An 11,198-nucleotide genomic window follows, 5' to 3' on the forward strand; every position below is an offset into this window, starting at 1 on the left:
ACCCAGCACGGACTCACCCGCCAACAAGCGGTGATACGCCTCCGCCCGGACCTCCCACGCGATCTTCTTCGCCACGCACACCCTCCACCATCAGGGTGTTGCGCTAACCTTCTGAACTCGCCCTGGTTTTAGCGGCATCAGCTGCACTCTCGCGAGGGGTGTGGACGTCAGTCCGTGGTGACCTTCTCCTGCTTCGGCGCGGCCGGGGCGGTGGCCGTCGGCCGGATGAAGAAGAGGGTGGCGACGGCCGCGATCAGCACCGCGCAGGCCGGCAGGATGATGGCCTGCGACATGGCCGTGGAGAAGCCCGCGTGCAGGAACTGCGGCAGGACTCCCGTGGCCATCTCGCCGCTCGGCGTACCCTGGCCGCCCGGGGCGTGGGGCAGCTCGACCGACAACCGGGCCTGGATCAGCGCCGCGATGGCCGCGGAACCGAGGACCGCACCCACCTGGCGGGTGGAGTTGTAGATGCCCGAACCGGCGCCGGCCTGACGCGGAGGCAGGTCTCGCAGCGCGGTGGCGCTCATGGGCGCCCAGATGCCGGAACTGGCCACGCCCATGATGGCGGCGGGGATCAGGTACATGAGCACGGGGGTGTCCGGGTTGGTGAGGGAGGCGTAGATGAACAGCGACGCGGACATGAGCGCGAACGCGACGGGGATGATCACCTTGGGGTTCATGCGCGGGATCCACTTGCCCACCAGCGGGGCCAGCGCACCGGAGACCACCGCGGTCGGCGCCATGAGGAGTGCGGACTCCGTGGGTGTCAGGCCACGGACCATCTGGATGTAGAAGATGAGCGGCAGCATCATGGAGGCGATGGTGAAGCCCATGAGGCTGATGCCCAGGTTGGCGAGGCTGAAGTTGCGGTCCTGGAAGAGGTCCAGGGGCATGAGGGGCTCACCCTTGAAACGCTTCTGGTACAGGGCCTGCCACGCGACGAACAGCGCCAGCACCACCACGCCGGCGATGATGAGGCCCCACACGGTGATCCCGCCGGTGACGGTACCCCAGTTGTAGCTCTGGCCCTCCTGCAGGCCGAAGACCAGCAGGAACATGCCGACGGCGCTCAGGAGCACGCCGATCCAGTCGAAGCGGTGGCGGTGCGTCTGGAGCTTCGGGACGAAGCGGATGGCGGCGAGGAAGCCGATGATGCCCACGGGCACGTTGACGAAGAAGATCCACTCCCAGCCCAGGCTGTCCACCAGCACGCCGCCGAGCAGCGGGCCCACCAGCGTGGCGACGCCGGCCGTGGCGCCCCAGAGGGCCATGGCGGAGCCGCGCTCCTCCGGCTTGAACATGCGAGTGATGACGGCCATGGTCTGCGGCGCCATGAGGGCGGCGCCGAAGCCCTGGACGGCGCGGGCCGCGATCAGCATCCCGACGTCGCCGGAGAGGCCGCACCAGAGGCTGGACAGGGTGAAGACCGCCAGGCCCGTGAGGTAGAGGTTGCGGGGGCCGAAGCGGTCACCCAGACGGCCGGTGATGAGCAGCGGCACCGCGTAGGAGAGCAGGTAGGCGCTGGTCACCCAGATGACCGAGTTGATGTCGGTGTTGAGGCCTTCCATGATCTTGGGGTTGGCCACGTTCACGATCGTGCTGTCCACCAGGATCATGAAGAAGCCGATCACCAAGGACCAGAGTGCTGGCCAGGGTCGGGCGATCTGTTCCACGTGAAGGACCTTTCAGAGTGTGCTGGTCAGGCCACCGGAGTGCCGGTGCCTGCGGAATGAGCTTGGGTGCAGGGGTTGATGTCGAGCGAGCCGGTGCGGATCTCCTCCACCAGGCCGCTCAGCCAGTCGGCCTCCGCCTCGAGCAGATGCTGCTGATATTCGACGACGATCCAGAACGCCCGCGGAACCTCACGTTCCAGCGCGGCGTTCCGCAGGAGTTCGTACTCGGCCAGGCGTTCGTGGAGTCCCTGGATGCGGTTCCCGAGCTTCTCCACCACGCGCCCCGCTGGAAGGCTGTGCGCCTCGGCGAGGGCCAGCGGGAACGGCGGGAAGGTGGTGCCGGACTCGCCGAGCATCTCCTCCAGGGCGGCCCCGAGCGCCTCCACCCCGGCCAGGGTGATGCGGTAGACAGTGCGTTCCGGGCGGTTCCCGTCCCGTTCCACGCCGTCCTCCTCCACGAATCCCTGTTCGGCGAGTCGCGCGACGGAGTGGTAGAGGGTGCCGGGGCGGACCTTGACGATGCGGTCCTCGCCCCGGAAGACCAGGGTCTGGTACATCTCGTAGGGGTGACGCGGCTTCTCCCGCAGCAGGCCGAGGGCGGCCAGACTGAGAGGCGTCAGAGAGGGTGCTGTCATGGTGGCCCGATTCCGTCAGTCAGGGTTTGCGGGATCCGCGGGGCCGACGCCCCGCACGGAGAACAACCATCATTCCATGCCGACTATTCCACATGGAATAGTCGGGCGCGGAGATCCGCGCCACATTCGCCTGGGTGGCGGATGTCAAGACGGGATCAGGCTCGGCCGACGGCCCCGGACGGCAGCCGGGCCGGAGGAAGCGGCCACGCTCAGCGCGGCGGGCGCAGGAATCCGCTCTGGCGCCCGACCACCTGGCCGGCATCCGGGGCGACGATGATCTCCTGCGCGGCCACGTACTCCTCCACCACGGGGTTGCCCTCGGTGTCCTGGGAGCCGGTGGAATCCACGATGGTCAGCACGGCCGTGGGGTCCACGGTGCGCTTCACGAGAGCCAGGGCGATGGGGCCCATCTCGTAGTGCTGGGCCACGCTGCTCACCCGGCCCACGGTCCGCCCGTCCAGGGTCACGGGGCTGTCCAGCGCCGGCAGGGTGTGCTGGGAGCCGTCCAGCTGCAGGAAGACCAGGCGCCGCGGCGGGTGCCCCAGATTGTGCACCCGGGCGATGGTCTCCTGGCCTTTGTAGCAGCCCTTGGCCAGGTGCACGGCGGTGCGGATCAGGTCCAGCTCGTGTGGGATGGCACGGTTGTCCGTCTCGAAACCCTGCCGGGGCCGCCACGCGGCCACACGCAGCGCCTCGGCCGCCATCATGCCGGCGAGTTCCAGGCCTTCGGTGCGGGAATCCAGTTCGTCCTGCGGCAGGAGCCACTCGGTCCAGGGGCGTTCGCGGCCGGGGTGGCGTTCGGTCTCGACCACGGCGTAGGAGAATCCGCCGGCACCCACCTCGGGCCACGGGTCACGCCAGGCCGCCAGGCCGTCGAAGGCCGGCACGTCCGCCGTCGCAGCCACCACGGCCCATGCGGCACTCACGTCCGCCACCTCGACGCGCAGCATGAAGCGCATCCGCTCCAGGAACTCCGCCAGCCCCGCGGCAAGGCCGGGCTCCACGATCAGCCAGGCCGTGGCGCCGTCGTCCACCAGACGGATGTCGAAGTCGATGCGCCCCTGGATGTCCAGCAGGAGCAGCTGGGAGGACTGGCCGGCGGCCAGCCCGTTGACGCGCTGCGAGGACAGGGTGTCCAGCCACGACAGGCGGTCCGGGCCGCTCACGGTCACCACACCCAGGTGGGAGAGGTCGACGACGGCGCGACCGTCCGCCAGCGCGCGCTGTTCCTTCAGTGGCTGGCCGTAGTGGGCGGCCACGGCGGCGTCCACGCCACCGCCGGCGACTGCTCCAGGGCGCGACAAGAGAAGGCTCAGATAGTCCATGAAAAGTGCAACCTTCCCGGCAAGGGGGCTATTCCAGGAGGTCAGGAGAGCTTGCTCAGGATGGCGGAGGCGTGGGCCTCCAGGCCGCCGTTCTCCCCGCCCTCGGCGCCCGGGCCGTTGGAGACGTCCCAGCGCCAGAGCAGCTTCCCGTCCACCAGCCCGAAGATGCGGGTGGCGGCGGAGTACGACTTGGAGTGGCTGCCGCGCATCACCATGTCCGTGCTGAGCTGGATCTGCGGGCCCTTGATCTGGCCGTAGTACAGCTCGGAGATGCCACCCGGGTGGGCGACGGAGACGGAGATGTTGAAGCCGCCGTCCTCGTTGCGGAGCTTCTCCACGTCATCGGCGGTGGTGAGCGCCGGGACCATGTCCGCGGGCACCATGCCGGGGCCACCGTCGGCCTCCACCAGCTTGCGTTCGAGTGCCCAGAAGCCCATCTCCACGGTGAGCGGCCTCAGAATGGCACCCTCGTCGTCGCACAGCCAGCTCTCCGCACGGTACTGCAGGTACGGCAGGCCGTTGTGGGCGAAGGTGGCCCGCTGCACGAAGTGCTCGGAGCCCTCCTCGCCCGTGCCGAGGCGGCCGCGCCCCTCCCAGTCACCGATCAGCCAGGAGAGCGGGACCAGCTCCGGGGTGAGGTCGCTGGGGATTTCGATGGGCACGGGTTACTTCTGGCCCTGGAAGAGGCGGTACACGACGAAACCGGCGAACCAGGCCATGGAGATCCCGGCGATGCTGAGCAGGACCAGGAACAGGATTTCAAAACCAAGGGTCGACATGGCTTCATCCTACCCACATCAGACCAGGAGCAGCTTGCCCACGAAGTAGCCCACACTGCCGAGCGCCAGAATGGGCCCCAGGCCAAGCGCCACGGCCCCCACCAGGGAGGCGTGGTGGACCCGGAACGTGATGAGCCGGCGGAAGCACACCACCAGGAGTCCGGCCACCAGGCCCAGCAGTGCACTGGGCAGGGCGGCCACGTACGGGTCGAAGAATCCCACCAGCGGTCCCACCAGCACGGACAATACGACGGCGAGGGGCGCCACGATGCGGTCGGGCCACCGGATGAGCCCCACGGCGACCGCGACGGCGGCGCACACCACCACGATCACGATCATGTCGCGCAGCCCGCCCAGGCGGACGTTCGCCACCCAGCCGGCGCCCAGCGCAGCCAGCAGTACGCCGGCGCTGGCGCCGAAGGTCGATTCCAGCCGCTGGGGCTGGCCGGTGCCCCGGATCAGCTCGACCAGCAGGACAGCCATGAGACCCAGGGCGATGAGCGGGGCGGACCAGGCCATGAAGCCCGGGCCGGGCACGACGGCGGCCCCCACCACGGCGAGGGCGCCGACGGCGGCGATGATCCCGCCCAGGGTCTTGCGGGCGGGGATGGCGAGGTACTGCGGCCAGGCGAAGCCGAAGAGCGCGGCGAGCAGGATGCAGACGGTCACCTGGGTGAGCGTCCCGGCCCATGGGACGGTGCCGAACACGGCGAGCGACGCCAGCGAGGCCAGGCCCACCGTCAGGTAGCCGTGCCCGGAGGATCTCCCCGCCACGGCGTCCGTGGCCCCGTGGCCGGCGGTTCCGGTGCTCAGGAGGGTGAAGTCGGCGTCGTCGGAGTGCGGCGCCGCCTCTCCGGCGCGGGGTTCCTCCGCGTCCGGCACGGGGCCGTCCTGCTCGGGGCCTTCCTGCACGGGGCGGTCCGGGTCGGGACTGTCAGGCTCTGACCTGTCTGGATCTGGGCTCACACTGCCATCCTGCCCCATCCCCGCCCCGGGCGCCCATCCCGCGCCGGTCAACAGCCCTCGTCGAGGTGTGTGACGCGGGCAACTCGGTCCGCAGGGCCGCTCGATATACTGGAGCATCAGGCTCGACGACGCGCTCCCGATCGATGGAGGGGACAATGTCGCAACTACTGCTCTTGACCAACAGCACCGATTCCTCGGTGGACATCCTGCCGGCCCTTGAGCTGCTCAATCACCGGATCCACATCCTGCCGGCCGAGCCCACGGCGCTCCTGGAGACGGAGCCCTGCGACATCATCTTCCTGGACGCCCGCAAGGACTTGGTGGGGTCCCGTTCCCTGACCAAGCTGCTGAAGGCCACGGGCCTCTCCGTGCCGCTGCTGCTGATCCTCACCGAGGGCGGCATGGCGGCCATCTCCTCCCAATGGGCCGTGGACGACGTGGTCCTGGAGTCCGCCGGGCCCGCGGAGGTGGAGGCGCGCATCCGCCTGGCACTGGCCCGCGGCACCGGCTCCGAGGAGGAGGCCGGCACGGAGATCCGGGCGTCCGGCGTCGTGATCGATGAGGCGAGCTACACCGCCCGCATCAACGGCGAGGCCCTCAACCTGACGTTCAAGGAGTTCGAGCTCCTGAAATACCTGGCTCAGCACCCGGGCCGCGTGTTCACCCGGCAGCAGCTGCTCACCGAGGTGTGGGGCTACGACTACTACGGCGGCACCCGCACCGTGGACGTGCACGTGCGGCGCCTGCGGGCCAAGCTGGGCCCGGATCACGAGACCCTGATCGGCACCGTCCGCAATGTGGGCTACCGCCTCACGATGACGCGCGAACCGGACGAGCAGCCCGCACAGGCGTGAAGACCCCACTTCGTGGCACCCTTGAGCCATGACTAGCGCGAACGCCTCCCACTGGCCGGTCCACCGCTTTCCTGCGCCCCTGGAGCACGACGTCCTCGCGGAGGCGCAGGACCTTCTGAGGGCGGCGGAGGCGGCCGACGGGACCCCCACCGTCTCGGAGCAGTCGGTCATCGCGTTGCGCACCGGCGGCAACCCCGGCCAGCAGGTGTCCGTGCACGCCCTCTTCGCCCCGGAGGACCCCTTCACCGAGGAGGACAAACCCCTGGAGTCCCTCCTGGCGGGCTTCGCGGTCCTGGTCGGCGAGGGCGGCGAGAGTGTCCTGGAGATGGCCGTGCACCCGTCCTACCGGAACCTCGGCGCAGGCCTGCGCCTGGCCCAGGACGTCCTGGACGCCCGCGGCACGCTGGACGGCGTGCAGGCGTGGTCCCACGGAGACTCCGCCGCCGCCGAGGACCTGGCGCGCCACTTCGGACTTTCCAAGGCCCGCGAGCTGTGGCGGATGCGGCTGAGCACGCCGGCCGCGGCCACGGCGGACGACGACGCGCTGCCGGCCGGGTACACGATCCGCACTTTCGTCCCGGGACAGGACGAGGAGGCCTGGCTGGCCGCGAACGCGGAGGTCTTCGCTTCCCACCCGGAACAGGGCGCCCTGACGCTGAACGACCTGCAGGAACGCCTGGCGGAGCCGTGGTTCGATCCGGCGGGCTTCTTCCTGGCGGTGGACGCCGAGGACCGGATCGCCGGCTTCCACTGGACCAAGATGCATCCGGCACTGCCCGGGCACGCTGCCCACGGCGAGGTGTACGTGGTGGGTGTGCTCCCCCACGCCCAGGGCAAGGGCCTGGGCAAGGTGCTCACGAGGCACGGGGTGAAGCACCTGCTCAGCCGTGGTGCGAGCACCGTGGTGCTGTACACCGAGGCGGACAACGCACCGGCCGTCCGGCTCTACGAGGGGCTGGGATTCACCCACTGGGACAGCGATGTCATGTACCGGAAGAACCCGGCCGACTGAGAGCTTTCATTCGCTAAGGTTGAGTGCGGAGCCACTGCAGGGTAAGGAGTCTGGCATGAGCAGCGACAACGGGACATCCACGGGAACTCTGGGGAGGGCCGCTTCCCGCCTCGGCACGTCCGAGGTGAATGCGGCCCGGGCCACCCAGGACCGCATCGAACTGCCGGAGTTCGAGGAGCCCAGCCTCCTGCCGGAGGGCGACATCAGCCCGGACCGCTTCCTGGACCGTGAATTGTCCTGGCTGAGTTTCAACGCCCGTGTGCTGGAACTGGCCGAGGACCCGGACCTGTTCCTGCTGGAGCGCGTCAACTTCCTGTCCATCTTCGCGTCCAATCTGGACGAGTTCTTCATGGTCCGCGTGGCAGGCCTCAAGCGGCGCATCGCCACCGGTCTGGCCGTTCCCTCCCCTGCGGGCCTGAGCCCCGTGGAGGTCCTGGCCCAGATCAGCGAGGCGGCCAGCGCCCTGCAGGAGCGGCACGCCCGGGTCTTCGCCGAGCAGGTCCGGCCCGCCCTGGCGTATGAGCACATCCACCTCATGCACTGGGCCGATCTGGACCAGGAGGCCCAGCACCGCATCAGCACGCTGTTCACGGAGAAGGTCTTCCCGATCCTGACCCCGCTGGCCGTGGACCCCGCCCACCCGTTCCCGTACATCTCCGGCCTGTCCCTGAACCTGGCCGTGGTGGTGCGCAACCCCGTCACCCGCAAGGAGCTCTTCGCCCGTGTGAAGGTGCCGGATCAGCTGCCCCGCCTGATCGCCGTCGACGGCCCGCGCGCCGGCGCCATCCCGGGACGCGTGGCCCGCTTCATCACGCTGGAAGAGGTCATCGCGGTCCATCTGGACCAGCTGTTCCCCGGCATGGAAGTGGTGGAGCACCACACCTTCCGCGTCACCCGAAACGAGGACGTGGAGGTCGAGGAGGACGACGCGGAGAACCTCCTGCAGGCCCTGGAGAAGGAACTGCTGCGCCGTCGTTTCGGCCCGCCCGTCCGCCTCGAGGTCACCACGGACATCAACCCGGCCGTGCTGGCGCTGCTGGTGCGCGAACTCAGCATCGATGAGTCCGAGGTGGTGTCCGTCCCGGCACCCCTGGATCTGCGCGGCCTGTCCGTCATCGCGGGCATCGACCGGGCGGACCTCCACTACCCCAAGCAGGTGCCGCACACCTCCCGCTACCTGAACGAGTCCGAGACGTCCAAGGCGGCCAACGTCTTCGCAGCCATGCGCCGTCGCGACATCCTCCTGCATCACCCGTACGACTCCTTCTCCACCTCCGTGCAGGCGTTCCTGGAGCAGGCCGCCTCGGACCCCAAGGTCCAGGCCATCAAGCAGACCCTGTACCGTACCAGTGGCGACTCCCCCATCGTGGACGCTCTGATCGACGCGGCGGAGGCCGGCAAGCAGGTCCTGGCGCTGGTGGAGATCAAGGCCCGCTTCGATGAGCAGGCCAACATCTCCTGGGCCCGCAAGCTGGAGCAGGCCGGCGTGCACGTGGTGTACGGCATCGTCGGTCTGAAGACCCACTGCAAGCTGTCCCTGGTGGTGCGGCAGGAGTCGGACGGCATCCGCCGCTACTGCCACATCGGCACAGGCAACTACCACCCGCGCACGGCCCGGTACTACGAAGACCTGGGCCTGCTCACCGCCAATCACCAGGTGGGCGAGGACCTGTCCAAGCTGTTCAACCAGCTCTCCGGATACGCCCCCAAGTCCACCTTCAAGCGGCTCCTGGTGGCCCCGCGCTCCGTGCGCAGCGGCCTGATCGAGCGGATCGAGCAGGAGATCGCGAACGCCCGCGCCGGTAAGAAGGCCAAGGTCCAGATCAAGGTCAACTCCATGGTGGACGAGGCGATCATCGACTCCCTCTACCGCGCCTCCCAGGCCGGCGTGGAGGTCAACGTGATCGTCCGCGGCATCTGCTCGCTCCGCCCCGGCGTCCCCGGCCTGAGCGAGAACATCACGGTCCGTTCCGTGCTGGGCCGCTTCCTGGAGCACTCACGCGTGTTCACCTTCGCCAATGACGGTGACCCGGTGGTGTTCATCGGTTCGGCCGACATGATGCACCGCAACCTGGACCGCCGCGTGGAGGCCCTGGTCCAGCTGAACAACCAGGACGACGTCCGCGAGATCATCGAGCTGATGAACCGCTACGTGGACCCGGCCACGGCCAGCTGGCACCTGGACAACCAGGGCGAATGGGAACGGCACCACCTGGCGGAGGACGGCTCCCCGCTGCTGGACATCCAGTCGTGGCTCCTCGCCTCCCGCTCCCGTCAGCGCTCTGCGGGCTCCCTGCGCTGATGCCCGGTGCATACGCCGACCAGCCGGTCGCGGATCAGAGCGAGCATCCCGGCGAGCCGATCGCCGTCACCGCCGCAGGGGGCATCCCCTGGCGGATGACGCGGGGCGAGCTGGAAGTCCTGCTGATCCACCGCCCGCGCTATGACGACTGGTCCTGGCCGAAAGGCAAGCTCGACCCCGGGGAGACCATCCCGGAGTGCGCCTCCCGGGAGATCTGGGAGGAGATCGGGCTCACCGAGCCGCTGGGCATCCCGCTGCCGCCCATTCACTACCGGGTGAAGGCCGGCCTGAAAGTGGTGCACTACTGGGCCGTGAACGCCCAGAGCACCAAGGCCAAGGCGGACGGCAAGGAGGTGGACGCAGTCCTGTGGTGCTCGCCGGAGCGGGCGCTCGGGCTGCTGAGCAACGTCTCGGACAAGGCGCCCCTGACCGCGCTCGTGGACGCCTTCGAGGCCGACGCCCTGGACACCTGGCCGCTGGTGGTGGTCCGGCACGCCAAGGCCAAGCCCCGCGCGTCGTGGACCAAGGGGGAAGGCGACCGCCCCCTGGCCGCGTCCGGGCTCCGGCAGGCGCAGGCCGTGGGCCGGCTGCTGAGCGCGTGGGCCCCCGAGCGCGTGGTGAGCAGCCCGTGGAAGCGGTGCGTCTCCACGATCGCCCCCTATGTGAAGGCCAGCCAGGCGAAGGTCAAGCTGGTGGACGCCCTGACCGAGCACAGCCATGACCGCAAGCCGCAGAAGACCGCGGCGGCCATCGAGGCCGTGTTCGACAAGGGGGTGTCCTCCGCCGTGTGCGTGCACCGGCCGACACTCCCGACCATCCTGAAGCAACTCTCCATCCACATGAACGGTGAGCTGATCGACCTGCTCCCCGAGCAGGACCCCTACCTGGCCCCGGGCGAGGCCATCGTGCTTCACGTGGCCCGCGATTCCCGCGCCACCGTGGTGGCCGTGGAGCAGTACCGGCCCTACGACGACTGAACAGGACAGACCTGATGACTGAGAACCCCACCACCGAGCAGGCACCGGAGCCCGTCGGCTTCGGACTCGCCGAGCTCACCTTCCTGCTGAGCAGCTTCGACGGGCCGGGCCATGCCCGCTCTGTTGAGGCGCTGGAGGCCGAGGGCTGGGTGAGCGACGAGACGCTGGCACAGGTGGGGCTGTCCGGCCTGGCGGCCCGCGGCTTCGTGGAACCCGGCGAGCAGGGCCTGGGCATCGGCGGCCCGGCGTCCACCGTGGCCCACGCCCTCGGCGAGGGGAAGCTGTGGATCAGCCTGCGGATCGACGGCGACGGTGAGCCGTCCCGCGTGGTGCTGGTGGAGGCGGACGGGCTGCGCCTGCTCCTGCAGCCGGGCATCCTGAACACCTGGTTCGCCACCCCGGTCCCGGAGGAGCTGACCACCTCCCAGATCGCCGTCTCCGTGCTGCACCAGCACGAGGAGGAGCGCCCGGGCAACGTCGCCACCGCCACGGTGTCCACCCGCGAGCGCAGCAGCTCCTACCGTCTGGAGCGCGACGGCGAGGGCTGGAAGATCACGCCGGTCACCGGCGATGTGGTGGACGCCGTCTCCGGGCTGGGCCCGGGCGAGGTCGCGGCATTGTTCGACGCCGCGGGACTTTAGCCCTCGTTTCCGCAACGCGGAGGAGAACGGCCAG

Annotated in this window: 10 protein-coding genes; 5 read left to right on the forward strand and 5 right to left on the reverse strand. The window is 69.4% G+C overall.

Annotated elements, in window-relative coordinates:
- Nucleotides 1-167 precede the first annotated feature (167 nt).
- The 5 genes from Q9R02_RS12145 to Q9R02_RS12165 all read right to left on the reverse strand — a co-directional run bounded on the left by Q9R02_RS12145 (nt 168) and on the right by Q9R02_RS12165 (nt 5,324).
- Nucleotides 168-1,673 (reverse strand): DHA2 family efflux MFS transporter permease subunit, encoded by a 1,506-nt coding sequence (locus tag Q9R02_RS12145; RefSeq protein WP_305996964.1) that lies wholly within the window; start codon nt 1,671-1,673, stop codon nt 168-170.
- A gap of 26 nt (nt 1,674-1,699) precedes the next feature.
- A complete protein-coding gene (locus Q9R02_RS12150) occupies nt 1,700-2,308 on the reverse strand; it encodes a PadR family transcriptional regulator (RefSeq protein ID WP_305996965.1) in 609 nt (202 codons plus the stop codon).
- A gap of 209 nt (nt 2,309-2,517) precedes the next feature.
- Nucleotides 2,518-3,633 carry a CAF17-like 4Fe-4S cluster assembly/insertion protein YgfZ gene (gene ygfZ / locus Q9R02_RS12155; RefSeq protein WP_305996966.1) on the reverse strand — a complete coding sequence of 372 codons (1,116 nt, stop codon included), beginning with the start codon at nt 3,631-3,633 and terminating at the stop codon, nt 2,518-2,520.
- Between the two features lie 41 nt (nt 3,634-3,674).
- Nucleotides 3,675-4,295, reverse strand: a complete 621-nt coding sequence (locus Q9R02_RS12160) for a nitrobindin family protein (protein WP_305996967.1) — start codon at nt 4,293-4,295, stop codon at nt 3,675-3,677.
- A gap of 135 nt (nt 4,296-4,430) precedes the next feature.
- Nucleotides 4,431-5,324, reverse strand: a complete 894-nt coding sequence (locus tag Q9R02_RS12165) for a permease (RefSeq protein ID WP_305996968.1) — start codon at nt 5,322-5,324, stop codon at nt 4,431-4,433.
- A 209-nt stretch (nt 5,325-5,533) separates the two neighbouring features.
- Between Q9R02_RS12165 and Q9R02_RS12170 the strand changes: the two genes are divergently transcribed.
- From Q9R02_RS12170 to Q9R02_RS12190, 5 genes are read left to right on the forward strand one after another with little or no spacing between them, the layout of a single operon-like run.
- On the forward strand, nt 5,534-6,232 hold the full coding sequence (locus tag Q9R02_RS12170) for a winged helix-turn-helix transcriptional regulator (RefSeq protein WP_305996969.1): 699 nt from the start codon (nt 5,534-5,536) through the stop codon (nt 6,230-6,232).
- Between the two features lie 28 nt (nt 6,233-6,260).
- On the forward strand, nt 6,261-7,244 hold the full coding sequence (gene mshD / locus Q9R02_RS12175) for a mycothiol synthase (RefSeq protein WP_305996970.1): 984 nt from the start codon (nt 6,261-6,263) through the stop codon (nt 7,242-7,244).
- A gap of 55 nt (nt 7,245-7,299) precedes the next feature.
- A complete protein-coding gene (locus tag Q9R02_RS12180; protein ID WP_305996971.1) occupies nt 7,300-9,546 on the forward strand; it encodes an RNA degradosome polyphosphate kinase in 2,247 nt (748 codons plus the stop codon).
- The gene (locus Q9R02_RS12185) at nt 9,546-10,523 is read left to right on the forward strand and encodes an NUDIX hydrolase (RefSeq protein WP_305996972.1); all 978 of its coding nucleotides are present in this window, start codon (nt 9,546-9,548) and stop codon (nt 10,521-10,523) included. Before Q9R02_RS12180 ends, Q9R02_RS12185 begins: the two co-directional genes overlap by 1 nt.
- A 14-nt stretch (nt 10,524-10,537) precedes the next feature.
- Nucleotides 10,538-11,164: a hypothetical protein gene (locus Q9R02_RS12190; protein ID WP_305996973.1), complete on the forward strand. Its 627-nt coding sequence runs from the start codon at nt 10,538-10,540 to the stop codon at nt 11,162-11,164.
- The last annotated feature ends 34 nt before the right edge of the window (nt 11,165-11,198 follow it).

The organism is Arthrobacter horti (assembly GCF_030731045.1).
GTDB classification, from domain to species: domain Bacteria; phylum Actinomycetota; class Actinomycetes; order Actinomycetales; family Micrococcaceae; genus Arthrobacter_E; species Arthrobacter_E nanjingensis.

Excerpts from the sequence above, each read along its gene's own strand:
- Q9R02_RS12170 (WP_305996969.1), top strand. The coding sequence starts at position 5,534 with ATGTCGCAACTACTGCTCTTGACCAACAGCACCGATTCCTCGGTGGAC.
- Q9R02_RS12190 (WP_305996973.1), top strand. The coding sequence starts at position 10,538 with ATGACTGAGAACCCCACCACCGAGCAGGCACCGGAGCCCGTCGGCTTC.
- Q9R02_RS12150 (WP_305996965.1), bottom strand. The coding sequence starts at position 2,308 with ATGACAGCACCCTCTCTGACGCCTCTCAGTCTGGCCGCCCTCGGCCTG.
- Q9R02_RS12185 (WP_305996972.1), top strand. The coding sequence starts at position 9,546 with ATGCCCGGTGCATACGCCGACCAGCCGGTCGCGGATCAGAGCGAGCAT.
- Q9R02_RS12180 (WP_305996971.1), top strand. The coding sequence starts at position 7,300 with ATGAGCAGCGACAACGGGACATCCACGGGAACTCTGGGGAGGGCCGCT.
- mshD (WP_305996970.1), top strand. The coding sequence starts at position 6,261 with ATGACTAGCGCGAACGCCTCCCACTGGCCGGTCCACCGCTTTCCTGCG.
- ygfZ (WP_305996966.1), bottom strand. The coding sequence starts at position 3,633 with ATGGACTATCTGAGCCTTCTCTTGTCGCGCCCTGGAGCAGTCGCCGGC.